This is a genomic window from Nocardia sp. bgisy134 (assembly GCF_965341865.1).
Lineage (GTDB): Bacteria > Actinomycetota > Actinomycetes > Mycobacteriales > Mycobacteriaceae > Nocardia.
The window spans coordinates 129,070-147,549 of sequence record NZ_CBDQZP010000018.1; the positions used below are offsets into that span (position 1 = coordinate 129,070).

17 protein-coding genes and 1 other RNA gene are annotated in these 18,480 nt (G+C 68.0%); 4 read left to right on the top strand and 14 right to left on the bottom strand.

The features are described from left to right. Positions 1-224: 224 nt before the first annotated feature. The 3 genes from ACRWNM_RS27945 to ssrA all read right to left on the bottom strand — a co-directional run bounded on the left by ACRWNM_RS27945 (position 225) and on the right by ssrA (position 2,928). On the bottom strand, positions 225-809 hold the full coding sequence (locus tag ACRWNM_RS27945; protein ID WP_431971083.1) for an RloB family protein: 585 nt from the start codon (positions 807-809) through the stop codon (positions 225-227). After that, a complete protein-coding gene (locus ACRWNM_RS27950; protein ID WP_431971084.1) occupies positions 793-2,145 on the bottom strand; it encodes an AAA family ATPase in 1,353 nt (450 codons plus the stop codon). Before ACRWNM_RS27950 ends, ACRWNM_RS27945 begins: the two co-directional genes overlap by 17 nt. A 414-nt stretch (positions 2,146-2,559) precedes the next feature. Further along, positions 2,560-2,928: a transfer-messenger RNA gene (gene ssrA, locus ACRWNM_RS27955) on the bottom strand. A 461-nt stretch (positions 2,929-3,389) separates the two neighbouring features. Between ssrA and ACRWNM_RS27960 the strand changes: the two genes are divergently transcribed. Continuing rightward, positions 3,390-4,694: an ABC transporter substrate-binding protein gene (locus ACRWNM_RS27960; protein ID WP_431971085.1), complete on the top strand. Its 1,305-nt coding sequence runs from the start codon at positions 3,390-3,392 to the stop codon at positions 4,692-4,694. Positions 4,695-4,746: 52 nt separating this feature from the next. Further along, the gene (locus ACRWNM_RS27965) at positions 4,747-6,045 is read left to right on the top strand and encodes an ABC transporter substrate-binding protein (protein ID WP_431971086.1); all 1,299 of its coding nucleotides are present in this window, start codon (positions 4,747-4,749) and stop codon (positions 6,043-6,045) included. Positions 6,046-6,119: 74 nt separating this feature from the next. Here the strand turns inward: ACRWNM_RS27965 and smpB are convergent, their stop codons facing one another. From smpB to ACRWNM_RS28010, 9 genes are all read right to left on the bottom strand, one after another. After that, complete coding sequence (gene smpB / locus ACRWNM_RS27970; RefSeq protein WP_379051876.1) at positions 6,120-6,593, bottom strand: SsrA-binding protein SmpB; 474 nt, start codon at positions 6,591-6,593, stop codon at positions 6,120-6,122. Between the two features lie 68 nt (positions 6,594-6,661). Then, a complete protein-coding gene (locus ACRWNM_RS27975) occupies positions 6,662-6,898 on the bottom strand; it encodes a hypothetical protein (RefSeq protein WP_431971087.1) in 237 nt (78 codons plus the stop codon). Between the two features lie 92 nt (positions 6,899-6,990). Beyond that, the gene (locus ACRWNM_RS27980; protein WP_431971088.1) at positions 6,991-8,073 is read right to left on the bottom strand and encodes a metallophosphoesterase; all 1,083 of its coding nucleotides are present in this window, start codon (positions 8,071-8,073) and stop codon (positions 6,991-6,993) included. A 110-nt stretch (positions 8,074-8,183) separates the two neighbouring features. Next, on the bottom strand, positions 8,184-10,061 hold the full coding sequence (recQ, locus tag ACRWNM_RS27985) for a DNA helicase RecQ (RefSeq protein WP_431971089.1): 1,878 nt from the start codon (positions 10,059-10,061) through the stop codon (positions 8,184-8,186). A 118-nt stretch (positions 10,062-10,179) separates the two neighbouring features. Beyond that, complete coding sequence (gene ftsX, locus ACRWNM_RS27990) at positions 10,180-11,082, bottom strand: permease-like cell division protein FtsX (protein ID WP_431971090.1); 903 nt, start codon at positions 11,080-11,082, stop codon at positions 10,180-10,182. After that, entirely contained in the window at positions 11,082-11,771 is a 690-nt protein-coding gene (ftsE, locus tag ACRWNM_RS27995) for a cell division ATP-binding protein FtsE (protein WP_431971091.1), read from the bottom strand. Before ftsE ends, ftsX begins: the two co-directional genes overlap by 1 nt. Positions 11,772-11,966: 195 nt before the next feature. After that, on the bottom strand, positions 11,967-12,824 hold the full coding sequence (locus ACRWNM_RS28000) for a mechanosensitive ion channel family protein (RefSeq protein ID WP_431971092.1): 858 nt from the start codon (positions 12,822-12,824) through the stop codon (positions 11,967-11,969). A 220-nt stretch (positions 12,825-13,044) separates the two neighbouring features. After that, a complete protein-coding gene (gene prfB, locus ACRWNM_RS28005) occupies positions 13,045-14,163 on the bottom strand; it encodes a peptide chain release factor 2 (RefSeq protein ID WP_431971093.1) in 1,119 nt (372 codons plus the stop codon). A gap of 65 nt (positions 14,164-14,228) precedes the next feature. Next, positions 14,229-15,086 (bottom strand): helix-turn-helix transcriptional regulator, encoded by an 858-nt coding sequence (locus ACRWNM_RS28010; protein ID WP_431971094.1) that lies wholly within the window; start codon positions 15,084-15,086, stop codon positions 14,229-14,231. Between the two features lie 143 nt (positions 15,087-15,229). Between ACRWNM_RS28010 and ACRWNM_RS28015 the strand changes: the two genes are divergently transcribed. Together ACRWNM_RS28015 and hisN are read left to right on the top strand one after the other, a co-directional pair. Next, positions 15,230-15,820 carry an NADPH-dependent FMN reductase gene (locus ACRWNM_RS28015; RefSeq protein ID WP_431971095.1) on the top strand — a complete coding sequence of 197 codons (591 nt, stop codon included), beginning with the start codon at positions 15,230-15,232 and terminating at the stop codon, positions 15,818-15,820. Between the two features lie 298 nt (positions 15,821-16,118). Then, entirely contained in the window at positions 16,119-16,904 is a 786-nt protein-coding gene (gene hisN / locus ACRWNM_RS28020) for a histidinol-phosphatase (protein WP_431971096.1), read from the top strand. Between the two features lie 9 nt (positions 16,905-16,913). On the opposite strand, the gene ACRWNM_RS28025 is transcribed toward hisN, so the two are convergent. After that, a complete protein-coding gene (locus ACRWNM_RS28025; protein ID WP_431971097.1) occupies positions 16,914-17,441 on the bottom strand; it encodes a GNAT family N-acetyltransferase in 528 nt (175 codons plus the stop codon). Positions 17,442-17,479: 38 nt separating this feature from the next. Next, the gene (locus ACRWNM_RS28030) at positions 17,480-18,445 is read right to left on the bottom strand and encodes a Vgb family protein (RefSeq protein WP_431971098.1); all 966 of its coding nucleotides are present in this window, start codon (positions 18,443-18,445) and stop codon (positions 17,480-17,482) included. Positions 18,446-18,480 lie beyond the last annotated feature (35 nt).

Here is an 18,480-nt window from a genome sequence, read left to right on the forward strand (position 1 = left end):
GGATATAGGCCGGACACCCACCCGGGCCCGTGGAACCCTGCAGCCAACCTGCTGACCGGCCACCCCAATTTGCCCGAAATCCGCTGATCAACGGCCAACAACCAATCCGAACCCGATCGCAGGGGCCGAAGGCCCGACGAAATATCGAGGCTGAATCCTTCCGCCCCGCCGTGAGACGAAGCCTCTCCCTCCGCGCCCGTCGAATCCGGCTCCGCCCGAGGTCGCTACCGCTCCGACGATTCAGGCAGCATAAGTTCCACCAGCTTCCACACACCCGTCGACGGATTGGCGCGATGCTCATCGCCGGCGTCCACGCTCCGCGACTTCGCGCGGCGCACGGCTTCCTCGACACCCTCGATGTAGTCCGCGAAACGGAGCGCAGACTTGTCATAGGCCGGGAGGTGCTTTTTGAGCCGCTTCTCGACGTCTCGAAAACCTGTCAGGGTGGCATCGCAATTCTCGAAATGAAGTAGCAGCCAGTACTCGAAACACGGATTCGACACCGCCAGATCAATTTTCGACGTCCGTGCCATTCGGATCGTTTCGGAGTAGTCGAACTCGTCGACGTCGAGAACGCACCAGATCTGGTCGTAGTCTGCGCGTTGCCTGGCCGCGAAGGCAACGACGCGCTTGGGATCCTCGGGGCGCACCGTCACCGCGGACTTGGTTGCCGGATTGCGCAGGTGTCGACGTAGACCGTGGAAGTACGCGGGCTCGGTGACTTCGCCGCCACACACGATCAGAATCAGCGTCACCGGATCGCGGAACGGCGCTCGTCGACGGCGCGAGTTCTCACGCCGGGTGGGCATGCCGCAAAGCCTCTGCGAGTCGATGGAAGTCGACCCGCGGGATCGCACCGAAACTTCCTCCGAGATAGCGACGTTCGAGATTGTGCTCGCTGCGCGGCTTGTAATCGGTCAACGGATACAGTGAGCTGGCCCCGTTCGCGTCCTTCTCGACGAACCACACCTGGTCGCGGCGCAGCAATCCATCGGGACGAACGACCGTACCGAGAAGGGAGGAGTCGTGCGTCGTCAGGATCAATTGCGCGCCATGAGGATTGGTCTCATCCGACTGGAACAGTTCGATCAGCGACGCGGTGAGCAGCGGATGAAGACTGGTGTCGATCTCATCGATGACCAGAACCCGCCCGTGATCGAGCGCGTCCAGAACTCCGGGCAGGATCTCGAGCCAGGCGATGGTGCCCGCGGACTCTTGCTCCAGCGGCAGCACGGCCCCTTCGCTGCCGTGATGAACGAATACCAGCGGAGGCAACGCGCGAGCAACTCTATCCCCGTACACGTCGTGCACCGCAGGAATCCTATCCGTCGAGTCATCGACTTGCGCTTCACTTCTCGAAGCGAACTCATCGAACATTTTCAGCCCTGTGATGTCGAGCCGTTGCCCGGGCGGGATGGAATCGAGCAGAGCCTCCGGAACAACAGGTGTATCGATGGCGGCAATTCCGAAGTCTGCTTCTTGAACCAGCTCCACCAGACGAGCCCCCTCCGCCGCCGTCCCACGAAGTAGAACGCCACGCAGGCGACGTGCGATCGCATCTGTCGAAGCACGTTGCCCGTCCGGAAGAATCAGCGTTTCACGGAACCAGCGGTGTACCGGCTGGAACATATCCGGCCTGGCCTGGGCAACAGCACTCAGGAACAGGGAATTCGGTCGGGTGAGCTCCTGCATGATTTTGAGCTGAGCCCGATGCTCGGCCATCACCGACCCCGAGCTGTACTCGTCCCCGGTCCGCTGGAACAGCACCCGCCTACGCTTCTCCGGATAGCTGAAAAGCCATTCCTCGAGCACCCGCTCGTTATCGACCGTGAACCCATACGTCCACGGAATTCCGTCGGCCACGATCTCGACGACGTAAGTCGACGCGACAGAGAATATGTGACTCGTCCGAAAGCTGTAAGGAGCGCGCGGAACACCTGCGAAGGGCTCCCACCGGGAGAACGACTGGGTCACCGCCCGCTGCATGAACCGGAGCCCATCCAACAGGTTGGACTTCCCAGAGGCGTTCGCCCCGTACACCGCGGCAACCGGAACCGCAGGCCGATCGTCAGCGGCAGGCATCAGCAGCAGCTCGTTCTCGTCCGCGAACGAACGATGGTTGCCGACCCTGAAGCTACGAAGCATCTGCCACCTCCCGACACCGAGTTGAAAGGCATTTTGGACAGTATACCTGCAAGATCTGCCCCGAAATGCCTCAGATATCATACTCAAGGCGATCCGATCGGCGGGGGAACGGCATCGACTAGGCAGCCCTGGAGTAGAGGCCCGCAGGGCGCGCAGCATTTGGATCGGCAGCCCTGGGGGTCATGGCGCGACATGCCAGTGGGTAGGCGGCCATGAGCTGGGGATCCGAGGCGGCATGGCACTGGGTAGGCAGCCCATCGGGTGGGGGCCCGGGGGTGGCGCGCCATTGGGTAGGCAGCCATGGGACGGGGGTCCGGGGGCGAAGCCCGCCGGGCGGGGTGTGGGGGTTGCACCCCCACAAACACTCAGCGGAACGAGCAAGGCCCATGCCCTCCATGGGCATGGGCCTTGCACTCGTGGAGCTGCCGGGAATCGAACCCGGGTCCTCCGCCGTGTCTTCAGGACTTCTCCGTGTGCAGTTCGCTGTGTCTCTGCTCGGATCTCTCGGTCACGCGAACAAGCCGAGATGACGATCCCAGTCGCTGTTAGATGTCCCGTCCGGCTCCGCGACCGAGTCGGACGGTGAGCCCTCTAGCTGATGCCGGCACCGGGACCGAGGGCATATCCCGGGCCGACAGAGACGCTATCGCTTAGGCAGCGAGAGCGTACTCGCGCTGATGAGAATCGGCGCTTAATTGGTTGCAACGACGCTTACGGTGGTCTCTTGCCTGCACCGACACGCTTCCCCTGAATCAACGTACGCAGTCGAAACCGTTCAGCCCCGTACGCGCCCGCACCTTGCGGGCTAGTAATGCTAACACTCACCAGACGTCGGATCATCCCGATTATTTGCGCGCCTAGCGGCTCATATCGATCAGGTGCGATCACGCTCGAGCCTGACCGGCCGGTTCGCGGCACGCTGTCGGGCAGGTGTCAACAAGTCCAACGGCCGCATCGACGGAACAGTTCCAAGAGATCGGCGCACCGCAGCGAGAGCCCCACCGCAGGAGGATGCACCGCTGGTGGACACCACCTCCGACCAGCCACGATTTGCCCCCCCACCTACCGAAACGGGCACCCGATCCACCCCGCCTCATACTGGTCAGTCGTCCGATTTGTTCACCCCGCGCCAGACGACGCCACGGCAACTGCGAAACCGCCTTCTTGCCGACCCCCTGACCGGTACTGTTCCTGTTCGGCCGTACCGGAATCGAGAGCGTCCGGTGGCTGCGACAGGAGCAATAATGGGCAACACCAGCAGGCGGCGTCGTCGTCTGTTCCACGCCGCGGCGGTTCCGATGATCGTCGGGCTCGTCTTGGCCGCGGCGTGTTCCACGCCGAGCGAAACCATTGGACCCGGCGTCACCAGCGCGCCGTGCCCGAACGCAATCGACAGAGACAAAGGCTGCATCTACCTCGGCGTGCTGTCCGATCTCGGCGGCGGGCCGTTCGCCGTGATCGGCAGGGCGATGCAGGACGGGCAGACCGCATTCTGGACCGAGGTCAACAAGGCAGGCGGCATCGGCGGCTACGAGGTCGACATCTCGACCTACGCCAGGGACACCGCCTACGATCCGCACCGACATCTGGAGGCGTTCCGCGAGATCCGGCCGAACGTGCTGGCGCTGGCCATGAGCCTCGGCACCGCGCAGACCCTCGCCCTACTGCAGGAGATGGACGCGGCCGACATCGTGACCTCGGCGGGCACACTGTGGTCGGGCTGGGAGTACCCCGAAGCCGACCTGAATCTGGTTCTGGACACCGGGTATTCGTACTGCACCGAGGCGATCATGGGTCTGGACTGGTTCGCCGAGCACCAGTACCGGCCGCACAATCTGGCCGTCATCGGGTTCCGGGGCAACTACGGCGGTGACTACTCGAACGGCGCGCTGCGCTGGGCGGCGCACAACAACGTGCTGGTCACGTCGCGGATCGACACCGGACCGAACGCCGAGGTCGGCAACCAGGACCGGCCGGTCGCCGAAATCCTCGCCAACCCACCGGACCTCGTGCTGCTGGCCACCGGGCCCGCCGAAAACGCCGAGATCGTAGGCAAACTCGTCGCGGCGGGATACAAGGGACGATTCCTCGGCTCGGCGCCGACCTGGAGCGGCGCGCTGCTGAAAACACCCGCCGGGCCGGCGCTCTCGGCGCTCTACAACTTCACTTCGCCGGTCGACGGCTGGGGCGGGGACAGCACGGGTGCGCGCAGGGCCCGCGCCGCCGCGCCACAGGAGCCGTCGAACTGGGGCTACAGCCTCGGTTGGGCGGTCTCCTACACGATGCGGGCGCTGCTCACGAAGGCGGCGGCGAACGGCCCGCTGAACCGGGTCGGCGTGCGCGCGGCGCAGACCGCGCTGACGGTCGATTTCGAGGGAATGGCGGCGCCGCACACCTACAACACAGGCGCACCGGATTACACCGCCCAGCGTGCCGTGATCGGCGCCCCCGATCCGTCCGCGCCGCTAGGCTCGCGCACGGTGGCCACCGACTACCGCGGACCGACCCTGCCGCAACTGCCGATGCACGGGCCGTGCGTCCGGCTGTGAACCGACCGACCACCGGGCAACGCATTTCCGTCTCCATCGAAGGAAGAGAACTTTGGGACCAATCCGCCGTCGCCGCAGGCTGTTCCGCGCCGCTGCGGCCGCGATCGCCTTCGGCTTCGCACTGGCGGCCTGTTCGACGGAGTCGACCGAGACGGGGCAAGGCGTCACCAGCGCGCCCTGCCCGCAGGCGGTCGACAAGAGCAAGGGCTGTATCTATCTCGGCGTGCTGTCCGACCTGGAGGCCGGACCGTTCGCCCCGCTCGGCAAGGCGCTCAACGACGGTCAGCTGGCCTTCTGGCGTGAGGTCAACAAATCGGGCGGCATCGGCAACTACGAGGTCGACATCACGACCTACGCCAGGGACACCGCCTACGATCCGCACCGGCACCGTGAGCAGTTCCGTCAGATCGAACCGCACGTTCTGGCATTGGCGATGAGTTTCGGTACGGCGCAGACGCTTTCGGTGCTGCCGGAGATGGACGCGGTGGACCTGCTGACCGGCGCGGGCACCCTCTGGTCGGGCTGGCAGTATCGCGAGACCGACCGGAATCTGGTGCTGGACACGGGATATTCGTACTGCACCGAGGCGATCATGGGCCTGGACTGGTTCGCCCAGTTCCAGTCCAGGCCGCGCACGCTCGCCGTCGTCGCCTTCCGCGGCAACTACGGCGGCGACTACGCCAACGGCGCACTGCGGTGGGCGTCGGAGAACAACGCGATCGTCACCGCCCGCGTGGACACCGGCCCGAATGCCGAGGTGGGCAACCAGGACGGGCCGGTCGCCGAGATCCTGGCCAACCCGCCGGATGTCGTGCTGCTGGCCACCGGTCCCGCCGAAACCGCCGAGATCATCGGCAAACTCGTCGCCGGCGGCTACGACGGCCGATTCCTCGGTTCCACCCCGACCTGGAACGGGGCCCTGCTGAAGACGCCCGTCGCGGCGGCGATCACCTCGCTGTACAACTACACCTCGCCCTACGACGGCTGGGACGGACGCAGCGTCGGCGCCCAGCATGCCCGCGCGGCGGCACTACAGCCGCCGACGAACTGGGGTTACAACCTCGGCTGGGCGATCTCCTACCCGATGAAGGCGGTGCTGAGCCGCGCCGAGGCGGAGGGCGATCTCACCCGCGCCGGTGTGCGCGGCGCGCTGGACGGGCTCTCGGTGGATTCGGAGGGCATGGCCGCCGTGCACAACTACGGCTCCGGCGAACCGGACCTCACCGCGCAGCGGGCGGTCATCGGCGTGCCCGACGCGAACGCGCCGATGGGGTCGCGGACTCTGTTGCCCGACTTCCGCGGGCCGACGCTGCAACGCGTGACGCTGCACGGACCGTGCGCGCGATTGTGAGACCGAACTGACGGAACCCCCGGCGCGATCCGCTCGATCGCACCCGGGGGTTCCCGTGTTCCAGGTCTACGATCTCAGCTCATGCCCTTGACGCGGCGGCCGAGCTCGCGAGTCACTTCGCGTTCGGCGGTCCGCCGAGCCAGATCCTGGCGCTTGTCGTAGTCCTGCTTACCCTTGGCCAGCGCGAGCTCGACTTTGACCTTGCCGTCGGAGAAGTACATCGACAGCGGCACCAGCGTCTGGTTGCCCTCGCGCGACTTGCCCACCAAGCGCTCGATCTCTCGCTTGTGCAGCAGCAGCTTGCGCACCCGGCGTGGTGCGTGGTTGGTCCAAGTGCCGTGGCTGAACTCCGGAATGTGCAGCCCGCGCAGCCACACCTCGCCGTTGTCGACCGTCGCGAAGGCGTCCACCAGCGAGGCCTTGCCCTCGCGCAGGCTCTTGACTTCGGTACCGACCAGCGCGATCCCGGCCTCGTAGACGTCCAGGATCGTGTAGTTGTGCCGCGCCCGGCGGTTGGTCGCGATGACCTTGCGCCCTTTTTCCTTCATAACGGTCAACTCTAAGTGACGCGGCAATCGTTTTATTCCAGCGCTGTGGCCGGTGCAACGCTGTGCGCTCAGCCGCCGGGCCGCAGCGCGATGTAGATCACGAGGACCGCGACGAAGGCGGCGAGCATGAGCAGGGTGGACACGCGCGGACGGCCGAGGTGCACGGGTGTGCGCCGACGACCCAGCCACACCGATTCCACCGCGGGATCCATCGGGCCGTGCGGCGCGGGGGCGGGAGTGTCGGGTGGCGGCGATCCACCGGACGTGTCGGAGCCGCCCTCGGGCGGGTCATCACCGGGTGCCATGCCTGCACGGTAACCGCCGGGGCGGAAATTTACCGGCGCAGCCCTCGGGGTGTTGTGATTCGGTGATGTGGGCTGTGCCGTCGGGCGGCGGTCTACGCCAGGCGACGGCCGAAGACCTCGGAGCCCACGCCCGTCGCCGGGTCCACAGCGACCACCCGCAGATCCACCGCGCTCGGGCTGAGGTCCATGACCATGAAGCCCAGTTGGTGGTAGTTCTCGTAGAGGGCGGGCGTCCCGGCGCCGCCTGGCGTCCGGCGCGGCTCGGCGCCAACGGTTTTCGCTGCCGCGCCGGACACCAGCTGGCGCGTGCCCTTGGCCGCCGCGGTGGGCTCGAGCACCTGGAGCGAGTGGTCGTGGCCGGAGAGGATGAAATGGCACTTGCCCACCACGTGGTCCTCGAAGAACCGCTTCACGTGCACGCCGTTGAGGGGTTCTATGGACAGGCCCTCGTAGTTGCCCGCGTCGCCGTGCGGGCCGTTGTTCAGGTACGGGTGGTGCGTGCAGGCGATCTTCCACGGTGCGGGTGATTCGGCGATCGCCCGGTCCAGCCAGGCGCGCTGCGCGTTCATGAATTCGCCGTCGACCGCCCAGTACGGCGCGAACAGCGGCGGCAGGTAGGCGGCCAGCGGGTTGAGGTCGAGCACGAAGAACTCGACCACCGGCCGTTCCTCCGGCACCCGGACGGAGTAGTAGCGGCTCGGCATCCACCAGCGTGGCGAGTTCGCGTGGTACTCGACCTCGTGATTTCCGCGCAGCAGCCAGCCGCCGTCGCCGCCGATGACCGAGCTGGTGTCGTGGTTGCCGAGCACCATCGCCCACGGGAAGTCCAGCCCGGTGTTCGGGTTCTCGAATTTCGTCGCGAACTGGACGTCGTCGCCGCTGTTCGGGCCGCTCTCGTAGATGTTGTCACCGAGGCCGAGCGCCAGCGAGAACGGTTCACGGGCGTGGAACGCCCGGGCGGCGTCCGCGACCGCCCACTGGGTGCGCGTGCCAGTGCCCGCGTCGCCGGTGACGAGCGCGCGCACGGCGCGATCGGCCGGGAGCCCGAACTTGGCGATCCCAGCGGCGACCGGAACCGCCTGGGCCGGCGTGAGACCGACCAGGGTGGCTCCCGCCGCGATCCCCGCGGCCCCCGCCAGCAATTCCCGACGACCGATCCCCTGCGCACCACTCATGCCGACCTCCGCGACTCCGATTTCCCGGACCATCCTGGCCCACGGCGGCGCGACAGTCGATCTGAGGGGTCAATATTTCACAGTCCGTGCACCCGGACGTGCGCATCAGGTCACTCGGCGGCGAGCACCTCGAGCACCTGCTCGCCGTACTTGGCGAGCTTGTTCTCACCGATGCCGCCGATCGCGCCCAGCTGCGCGAGGCTCGCCGGCTTGCGGGTGGCGATCTCGCGCAGCGTCGCGTCGTGGAACACGACGTAGGCGGGCACGCCCTGCTCCTTGGCCGTGGCGCCGCGCCACTCGCGCAACTTCTCGAACAGTGGCACATCGGCGGCGGCGAGGTCGGCCGCGGCGGCCGCCTTGCCCGGCTTGGCGGACCTCGACGGTTTGGTGACCCGCTCCGGCTCGCGACGCAACCGCACCTGGCGGCCGTCGAACAGCACCTCCTGGCTGGCCTCGGTCAGGGTCAGCACGCCGTAGTCACCGTGCACCGTGAGCAGCCCCTGCGCGAGCAGCTGCCGGACCACGCCGCGCCACTCGGTATCGCGCAGATCGGTGCCGATGCCGAAGACCTTCAGCTCGTGGTGGTCGTACTGAACGACCTTGGGGTTCGTCTTGCCGAGCAGAATGTCGACGACATGGCCCGCGCCGAAGCTCTGACCGCGCTCACGCTTGAGGCGCAAGACGGCCGACAGCAGCTTCTGCGCGGCGACGGTGCCGTCCCAGGATTCGGGCGGGGTGAGGCAGGTGTCGCAGTTGCCGCACGGCAGACCGGCCTGCCCGAAGTAGGCGAGCAGCTGGGTGCGACGGCAGGCCACGGTCTCGCACAGGGCCAGCATGGCGTCGAGGTGCAGTTGCAGCTGCCGACGGTGCGCGGCGTCCCCCTCGGAGGAGTCGATCAGCCTGCGCTGCTGCACCACGTCGTTGAGTCCGTAGACCATCCACGCGGTGGACGGCTGTCCGTCGCGTCCCGCGCGACCGGTCTCCTGGTAGTAACCCTCCACCGACTTCGGCAGATCCAGGTGGGCGACGAATCGGACGTCGGGCTTGTCGATGCCCATGCCGAAGGCGATGGTGGCGACCACGACCAATCCGTCCTCGCGCAGGAACCGAGCCTGGTTCGCGGCGCGGGTGCGGTGGTCGAGTCCGGCGTGGTACGGCACCGCGCCGACGCCGTTCTCGTTGAGGAAGGCCGCCGTCTTCTCCACCGAATTGCGCGACAAGCAGTAGACGATGCCCGCGTCACCGGCGTGCTCGGCGCGGATGAACTCCAGCAGCTGCCGGTCCGGGCGGTTCTTCGGCTCGATCCGGTATTGGATGTTGGGCCGGTCGAAACTGGCCACGAACCGGCGCGCCCCGCCCAGATCGAGGCGCTCGATGATCTCGTCACGGGTCTTCTCGGTGGCGGTCGCGGTCAACGCGATGCGCGGCACGTCGGGCCAGCGCTCGTGCAGCATCGACAGCCCCAGATAGTCGGGCCGGAAGTCGTGGCCCCACTGCGATACGCAGTGCGCCTCGTCGATGGCGAACAGCGCGACCTTGCCGCGATCGAGCAACTCGGCCGTCGACTCCAGCCGCAGCCGCTCCGGCGCCAGATACAGCAGGTCGAGCTCACCCGCGAGGAACTGGGCCTCCACCGTGCGCCGCTCGTCCGGGAACTGCGTCGAGTTGAGGAAGCCCGCGCGCACACCGAGCGCGCTGAGCGCGTCCACCTGGTCCTGCATCAACGCGATCAGCGGCGAGACCACCACGCCGACGCCGGGCCGCACCAGGGCGGGCACCTGATAGCACAGCGACTTGCCGCCGCCGGTCGGCATCAGCACCAGCGCGTCCCCGCCGGAGATCACGTGCCCGACGATCTCGGCCTGGTCGCCGCGGAAACTGTCGTACCCGAAGACCCTGCGTAGAACCTCTTGCGCCGCAGCGCTTTCGGCGCCCGCGGGGGCGACGGAGACGGTCACGTCGGCAGGGAGGGGTTCGGGGGGATTCACGGGGCCCATCCTACGAGCGACCCCCGACCACCACGCCGCTACATCGCGGTGGATCGGGCCGTATCGGCCGAGTTCTCCCCATGGGGATGAACGACTTTCCGCCTCACTCGTGGACCCGTCACTCGCGGACGTAGTACCGCAGGGTGCCGTAGGCCGCGACGGCCGCGACCAGGATGCCGACCGGCGCGATGGTCAACGCGACCGTGGCGATGTCGTCACCGGTGATCCGCGGGAACACATTGCTGTCGAACAGCGGTCCGAGCGCCCGGTCGATGACAAGCGGCCGGGCGAGGAGCAGCCCGAGGATCGCCAACACCGAACCCGCCAAGGCCGCGACCACGGCCTCCAGCAGGAACGGCAGCTGGGTGTACCAGCGCGTCGCACCGACCAACCGCATGATGCCCACTTCGGTGCGCCTGGTGAACGCCGCGATCTGCATCATGTTGGCGATCAGCAGCAGCGCCGCGAGCGCCATCACCACGGCCAGACCGAACGCCGCGTTGCGCAGGCCGTCGAACAGCCGAAGCAGCCGGTCGACGAACTCGCGGTCGTTGGCGACGGTGCGCACGCCGTTGCGGGCGTGGTAGGTGTCGTAGATGCGCTCGTACTGGTCGCCGTCGGTCATCTTGACCCGCATCGAGGCGGGCAGCGGCGTCTCCGAGATGTACTGCACCATCTCCGGCTGATCGGCGAAGAGCTTCTTCGCCTCGTCCAGCGCGGCGGCGCGATTGAGGAACTGGACGCTGACCACGCCCGAGGTGTTCTTCATGTCGGCCAGCAGCGAGCGGCACGGATCGGTAGCACAGTCCGGGTCGTTGGCGGAGATGTTCTCGTCGAGGTAGAAGCGCACCTCGAGGCGGCCGGTGAAGTACTGCTCGGTCTTGTCGGCCATCCGGACCGAGAGCAGGCCGCCGCCGAGCATGGCGAGCGACACCGCGGTGGTCAGGATCATCGCGACGGTCATCGTCACATTGCGACGCAGACCGGTGGCCACCTCGCTGAAAAGGAAACTCGCGCGCATTACCGATCTACTCCGTACACGCCGATCGCGTCGTCGCGCACCAGGCGGCCGTGGTCGAGCTCGACCACCCTCCTGCGCATCGAGTCGACGATGTGGTTGTCGTGGGTGGCCATCACCACCGTGGTTCCGGTGCGGTTGATGCGCTCGAGCAGCACCATGATGTCGAAGCTGGTGTCGGGGTCGAGATTGCCGGTGGGCTCGTCGGCCAGCAGCACCAGCGGCCGGTTCACGAACGCGCGGGCGATGGCCACCCGCTGCTGCTCGCCGCCGGACAACTCGCTGGGCAACCGGTCACCCTTGCCGCCGAGACCGACCATGTCCAGCACCTCGGGCACCGTGCGGTCGATGACCTGGCGACGCTTGCCGATCACCTCCAGGGCGAACGCGACGTTCTCCTGGACCGTCTTCTGCTGCAACAGCCGGAAGTCCTGGAAGACGCAGCCGATGCGCTGGCGCAGCTTCGGCACCTTGCGCCCGGGGAGCCGATCGACGCGGAAGTCCGCGACGCGGATCTCCCCGGCGGTCGGCGCCTCCTCTTTCAAGAGCAGACGCATGAAGGTCGACTTGCCGGAGCCGGACGGTCCGATGATGAAGACGAACTCGCCCTTGCTCACATCGACCGTGATGTTGTCCAGCGCGGGTCGCGTCGACGTCTTGTACGACTTGGTGACGTTCCGCATGGTGATCACGGGGAGCCAGTCTAACCAGCTAAACCCGCGCATCCACCCCAGAGTTGCAGCTACTGTCCGGCCTGCTCCGTATTCACCAGCGCCGGTATGGTGTTCACGACCTGAGTGATCCCGGTCGCAGCCGGTTGATCGGGCTTGACGAACAGGTACAACACGAATGTCGCGACCCAGGTCGCCCCCAGGATCGCGGTCGACTTACGTGGTTTCACTGATACCTTCCCGGCGCAAGGCCGCGGCCACTCGGACCCGCAGCTCACGTCCGACCTCGAACTGCTTACCCGGCAATGTTCGAGCAACCATTCGGATGTTCATCTGATCCATCGTGAGGTCGTCCACGCCCATCACGGTGGGTTCGTCGAGCAGCAGCGGCTCGAGCCTGCGGTCGCGGAACGCTTCGGCTCCTACCTTGTGCAAAATCTCGTTCACCCTGGTGATGTCGGCGCTGGCCGCCACCGGAACGTCGATCGCGGCGCGAGCCCAATCCTTGGACAGATTGGTCACTTTCACGATCTGCCCGTTCGGCACGGTGATCACCTCGCCGTCGGCGTTGCGCAGCGTGGTGATCCGCAACGTGACGTCCTCGACCGTACCCTCGGCCATCTCCGCGGATCCAGCCACGGCGATGCGAACTACGTCACCGAATCCGTATTGGCGCTCGGTGATCAGGAAGAATCCGGCCAGAATGTCCTGCACGATGCGCTGCGCGCCGAAACCGAGCGCGGCGCCGAGCACCGCGGCGGGCGCCACGAGCCCGGTCACCTGGAAGCCGAGCCGCTGCAACACCTCCATGCCGACCAGCACGTAGACGACGGTCAGCACGACCCAGGTGAGCACCTGGGCCAGCGCGTGCCGATGTTTGGCCGCCTCGGTCCGCACCAGCGCGTCGCTGCTGCGGAAACCCGCGTCGATCTTGCTGGTGACCCGGTCGCGCACGAACGTGGCGAACCGGCTGAACAGCATCACGCCCAGGATCAGCAGCACGATCTCCAGGCCGCTGGATCGCAGCCAGGCCGTGGAGTCCGCGGCGGACGCCGCCGCGATCACCTCGCCCATCCCGGTTGCCGTTTCACACCATCCGCAACACGCACGCCAGACAGGCTACAACGGAGTAACGACCGGGGCCGCGCGTCGCACCGGAATGCCACGCACCGCAAACTGATTCGCCTGCTCCCGTGTGCGCCAGCGGATGCCGCAACTTCTGAGCGGGTTCCGAGAACCAATTCGGCTCAGCCTTCGCGCATCCGCCGGCGGATGCTGCGACTTCTGAAACAGCTCACTGGTTCTGGCTTTCTCGCATGCGCCACCTGATGCCGGACTCGATGAAACCGTCGATGTCGCCGTCCAGCACCGCGGTCGGGTTGTTGACCTCGTAGCTGGTGCGCAGGTCCTTGACCATCTGGTACGGGTGCAGCACGTAGGAGCGCATCTGGTTGCCCCAGGACGCGCCCTCGTTGGTCTTCAGCGCGTCCATCTCGGCGCGCTCCTCCTGCCGCTTGCGCTCCAGCAGCTTGGCCTGCAGCACGCGCATGGCCGAGATCTTGTTCTGCAGCTGGGATTTCTCGTTCTGGCAGGTCACGACGATGCCGGTCGGGATGTGCGTGATGCGCACCGCGGAGTCGGTGGTGTTGACGCTCTGGCCACCGGGACCCGAGGAGCGGTACACGTCGACGCGGATCTCGGTCTCGGGCACCTCGATGTGGTCGGTGGTCTCGACCACGGGAAGCACCTCGACCTCGGCGAAGGAGGTCTGGCGGCGGCCCTGGTTGTCGAACGGGCTGATCCGCACCAGGCGGTGGGTGCCCATCTCGACCGACAGGGTGCCGTACGCGTAAGGCGTCTTCACGGCGAAGGTGGCGCTCTTGATGCCCTGGCCTTCGGCGTAGGACGTGTCGTACACCTCGACGGCGTACTTGTGCCGGTCCGCCCAGCGGATGTACATGCGCATCAGCATCTCGGCCCAGTCGGCGGCGTCGTCGCCACCGGCGCCGGAGCGGATGTTGACCAGCGCCTCGCGCTTGTCGTACTCGCCCGAGAGCAGGGTGCGGACCTCCATCGCCTCCACGTCGGCGTGTAGCGCGGCGCGTTCGGTGTCGGCCTCGGTGAGCGCCTGGGTGCGGGCCTCGCCCTCCTCGCCCTCGGCGAGTTCGTAGAGCACCGGCAGATCCTCGAGCCGCTGGCGCAGCTCCTCGACCCGGCGCAGCTCGCCCTGCGCGTGGGACAGCTGGCTGGTCACCTGCTGCGCGTGATCCTGGTTGTTCCACAGGTCGGGATCGGCCGCCTGGTGCTCGAGCTCATCGATGCGGCGGCGCAGTTCCTCGATGTCGAGGACCGACTCGACCGTCTTCAGCGTGGCGTCGAGTTCGGCGAGATCAGCGGAAACGTCAGGATGCACGATGTATTAGACTACCGGCCCCGCCGAGGCGGGAAAAAGCGCGCCCGCCGTTTGCGGGGGATGTCTCAGCCGGAGACCGCGCGCAGCTGCCTGGGGCGGCGGCCCGCCAGCGCGTCCAGCGCCGCGGCCGTGGCGTCGTCGGCGGGCAGGTGGACGATGAGCTGCTGGTCGTCGTCGGCGAACAGGTCGAGGGTTTCGTAGGCCAGGCGCAGCGAGCCCGCCACCGGGTGGGCGAGCCGGGTGATGCCGGTGGCGGCGGGCAGGCTGGGCACGTTCTCCACGCGCCGGGTGAACTCGTCGCCCGCGATCACCGTGAGTTCGTCGGCGAGCGCCGCGATGGCCGGGTCGGCGCGGAACGGACCCTGCTTGAGGGCCGCGACCCGCTGGTCGGCCACGTCGTCCCAGTCGGGGTAGACGAGACGGGCGCGCGGGTCGGCGAAGACGAAACGCGCCAGGTTGGCCAGCGGGTCGTCGTCGAGCAGGCCGGTCGGGCCCATCAACCTGCGGTAGCCCTCGGTGCACGCGAGCACCTCGCCGAGCCGGTTGACCACGACCGCGGCCGCCGGGTCCAGGTGATCGAGAACGGCGCGCACGGTCGGGCGCACCTGCCGCGTCGGCTGCGCGCCGCCCGTGCAGCTGAACCCGGGGTCGGCGGATTTGGTCAGGCGATGCAGGTGGACGCGTTCGCTCGGTGTGAGCTGGAGCGCGTCGGCCAGCGCCGAGAGCACCGGCGGCGAGGGATGACGGTCGCGCCCCTGCTCCAGCCGGGTGATGTATTCGACGCTCACCCCGGCCACGGTGGCCAGTTCGGCGCGGCGGAGTCCGGGGGTACGCCTGCGCGGACCCGCGGGCAGGCCGACCCGCGCCGGACTTACTGCCTCGCGCCTGCTCCGGAGAAACAAGCCAAGCTCGTTGTCGCTCACCCTCCGAACGGTACAAGCACGGCCCGCCGCAAGGGTGGCCCTGCCACTACCACTCTCCGCGCGGTCTACCAGTCCCACGCGGTCCGGCAGCAGATTGAGACGCGGCGGTCGCACCGACCGCACTCGATCGAAGGAGAGCAAACATGTCCGCTCTGAAGCTCGCGGTGATCATCGGCAGCGTCCGCGAGGGCCGGTTCGGTTCGACGGTGGCCGCCTGGTTCGCCGAACAGGCTGCCAGCCACGGCGGCTTCGAGGTCGACGTGATCGACCTCGCCGACGCCGACCTGCCGCTCGCGCTGCCCGCGGTCCCGCCCGCCATGGAACCGAACCCGCCGCGCCCCGAGGGCATGGTCGACCTCAGCGCCCGGCTGGCCGCCGCCGACGCGTTCGTCATCGTCACCCCCGACTACAACCGCAGCTACCCGGCCGCGCTGAAAGCCGCCATCGACTGGCACTTCACCCAGTGGGACGCCAAGACGATCGGATTCGTCGGCTACAGCGGAGCCAGCGGCGGCCTGCTCGCGATCGAGCACCTGCGGCAGGTCTTCAACGAACTGAACGCGCACACCGTCCGCGAGTACGTCTCGTTCCCGCGCTACTACCTGCTCTTCGACGAGGAAGGCCGGCTGCGCGAACCGAACGAACCCGCCGCCGCGGCGCAGACGATGCTCGACCGGCTGCACTGGTGGGCCGCCGCGCTCGCCGCCGCCCGGACGGCGTCGGTCGCCGCCTGAGGCGCTCGATCGAGTGCAGTGGGCGTGCAGGGTCTCCGGTCCGGTCGTGCGCATGCTGCCGACGGCGTCCGTCCGACAGTTCTCAGTAGGCGTACTTCCGCCTCCGGCCCGGCTGTGCGCGAGCCGACGACGCGCTCCGTCCGGCCGCGTCCGGCAGGCGCGCCCCGCCTCAGCCCGGCCATACGCGAGCCTGCGACGAACTCCGCGGCACAGTCCGTCGGGCGTGCCACGCTTCGGTCCGGCCGGACGCGGGCTGTCGACGGCCCGCGTCCGGCCGCGTCCATTAGGGTTTGCTGACGTGGCTGCTCACTCCTCTGACCTCGAACTCGCGTTGCGGCTGGCCGACGCGGCCGACACGATCACCAGGGCGCGGTTCGGCGCGCTGGATCTGAAGGTGGACGCGAAGCCGGATCTGACGCCGGTCTCGGACGCCGACCTCGCGGTGGAGCGGGCGATCCGCCAGATGCTGACGCACGAGCGGCCGGAGGACTCGGTGCTCGGCGAGGAGTTCGGCGGCGACGCGGAATTCCGCGGGCGCCAGTGGGTGGTCGACCCGATCGACGGCACCAAGAACTTCGTGCGGGGCGTGCCGATCTGGGCCAGCCTGATCGCTCTGCTGGAGGACGGCGTGCCGGTGGTGGGCGTGGTGAGCGCGCCCGCGCTGGCGCGGCGCTGGTGGGCGGCGGCGGGTTCGGGCGCTTGGACCACCTTCCATCCCGGTGCGCCCCACCCGATTTCGGTGTCGGCCGTCGCCGGGCTCGACTCGGCGAGCCTGGCCTTCTCCAGCCTGTCCGGCTGGCGCGAGCGCGGGATGCGCGAGGACTTCCTCGCACTCACCGACGACGTGTGGCGGGTGCGAGGATACGGCGATTTCTTCAGCTACTGCCTGCTCGCCGAGGGCGCGGTCGACATCGCGACCGAACCCGAAGTGTCGCTGTGGGATCTGGCCGCCCTCGACATCCTGGTCCGCGAGGCGGGCGGCGTCTTCACGTCGCTGTCCGGCACGCCGGGCCCGCACGGCGGCGACGCCGTCGCGACCAACGGACTCCTGCACGAGGCGGTGCTGTCCCGCTTCGCGCGCTAGACAGGGCGCCTAGGTCAGCAGCTTCTCCATCAACACGACGCGGTCGGTGCCGTGGAACTGCGGCGGCAGCGTCGTCTCCCGCAGCTCGGTGAAACCCTGTGCGGCGTAATACTTCCGCAGCCCGGGGTTGTCCGCGGCGGTATCCAGGCGCTGCCGGTCGAGCCCGCGCGCACGGGTGCGTTCGGCGCAGAACGCGAGCACCCGCGCGCCCATTCCGCGGCCGCGGTGGCCGGGCGCGACCATGAGTCCGTGCACGTACCCGGCCTCGAGCTCGCCTGCGCCCCAGAAGTCGGGGTCGTGCCAGACCAGCCGCACGGCCGCCACCACCTCACCGGTCGGCTCGCGCCGCACGTACCACTCGCCGCGGGTCGCCTCCCGCGCGAGGATCGCGACGGGGTATTCACCGGGTAGCCACTGCCTGATGCCGTTGGCGACCATCCAGCGCGCCAGGCGGTCGCGGAGGGCGATGAGCGGGGCGGCGTCGGCCGTGGTCGCCGGAACCATGTCGAGGGGTTCGAGCGTGTGGGAATCCACCATGCCAGCCAACCTACTGGCTGCGCGGGCGTCCGTTCCGGCTATCGCCGCCGTTCGTCGGCTGGAGTGAGGTCGAGCCCGGCCGGTGGACGCAATCGGCGCAGGGCGCCGTCCATGCTCGTCACGTACAGCGCCCAGCCGTCGCCCTCGCGCACGATGCGCACCGATGTCGCACCGTCCGGCGGATTGCGGAGCGGGCCAGGCTTGATCAGTCCGGTGATGATGGCGCAGGCCGCGCCGGTCGCGGTGTCGATCTTGTAGACGGCGCCCAGCGCGTGATCGGCGACGAACAGCTGACCGTCGCGGGTGGCCTCCATGTCGTCGGGCAGCGCGAGCAGCTGCGGAATGCCCGAGACGACGGTCGAGGTGCCCGGGGCGTCCAGCGGAATGCGGAAGATCTTCAGCTCCAAGCTGTCCGTGAACACGGATCGGCCGTCGGGCGCGAGCGCGAGTCCGTTGGTCAGCGGCAGCGGGGACCAGGTTTTGGTGTACTCGCCGGTGGACGGGCGATAGCGCGAGATGCCGGTCGGGGCGGACTTGATGCCGAGGGTGGTGAACAGCAGGTCCCCGTCGGGAAGCACCAGCAGGCCGTTCGGTCCGTTCAAGTCGGTCAGCAACACCTCGACCGCGCCTGTGTCGAGGTCGTAGCGCTGCAACGTGCCCGGCGGGGCGTCCAGGCCGTCGCCGGTCAGGTAGTACACCGAGCGTCCGACCACCCGCACGCCCGCGGGGTGATCGAGTCCGGTGAGCAGCGGTTCGAAGCGGCCGGAGGCGTCGACGTGGGCGAGGAATCCATCGAGGATGCCGGTGACGTAGAACCCGCCCGCGCCGTCGCTGTCGAGATTCTCCAGATTGCCCACGCCCGCGACCACGGTCTCCGCGATCCACCCCTGCGCGCACGACGCGGGCACGAAATCCGCTCGCACCGTGGGTGATCCGATCGTCAGTCCAGCCACGATCGTCAAGACCGCGGCGCCGAAGCGCTTACTCCCCATCCGTGATGGCATGCGGCATACGCTAACACCGCCGCACACCGAACGAC

Excerpts from the sequence above, each read along its gene's own strand:
- ACRWNM_RS27980 (WP_431971088.1), bottom strand. The coding sequence starts at position 8,073 with ATGAGTGGTGCGCAGGGGATCGGTCGTCGGGAATTGCTGGCGGGGGCC.
- ACRWNM_RS28015 (WP_431971095.1), top strand. The coding sequence starts at position 15,230 with ATGTCCGCTCTGAAGCTCGCGGTGATCATCGGCAGCGTCCGCGAGGGC.
- ACRWNM_RS28000 (WP_431971092.1), bottom strand. The coding sequence starts at position 12,824 with ATGGGCGAGGTGATCGCGGCGGCGTCCGCCGCGGACTCCACGGCCTGG.
- smpB (WP_379051876.1), bottom strand. The coding sequence starts at position 6,593 with ATGAAGGAAAAAGGGCGCAAGGTCATCGCGACCAACCGCCGGGCGCGG.
- ACRWNM_RS27945 (WP_431971083.1), bottom strand. The coding sequence starts at position 809 with ATGCCCACCCGGCGTGAGAACTCGCGCCGTCGACGAGCGCCGTTCCGC.
- ACRWNM_RS27960 (WP_431971085.1), top strand. The coding sequence starts at position 3,390 with ATGGGCAACACCAGCAGGCGGCGTCGTCGTCTGTTCCACGCCGCGGCG.
- ACRWNM_RS28030 (WP_431971098.1), bottom strand. The coding sequence starts at position 18,445 with ATGCCATCACGGATGGGGAGTAAGCGCTTCGGCGCCGCGGTCTTGACG.
- ftsX (WP_431971090.1), bottom strand. The coding sequence starts at position 11,082 with ATGCGCGCGAGTTTCCTTTTCAGCGAGGTGGCCACCGGTCTGCGTCGC.
- ACRWNM_RS27950 (WP_431971084.1), bottom strand. The coding sequence starts at position 2,145 with ATGCTTCGTAGCTTCAGGGTCGGCAACCATCGTTCGTTCGCGGACGAG.
- ACRWNM_RS27975 (WP_431971087.1), bottom strand. The coding sequence starts at position 6,898 with ATGGCACCCGGTGATGACCCGCCCGAGGGCGGCTCCGACACGTCCGGT.
- ACRWNM_RS28025 (WP_431971097.1), bottom strand. The coding sequence starts at position 17,441 with ATGGTGGATTCCCACACGCTCGAACCCCTCGACATGGTTCCGGCGACC.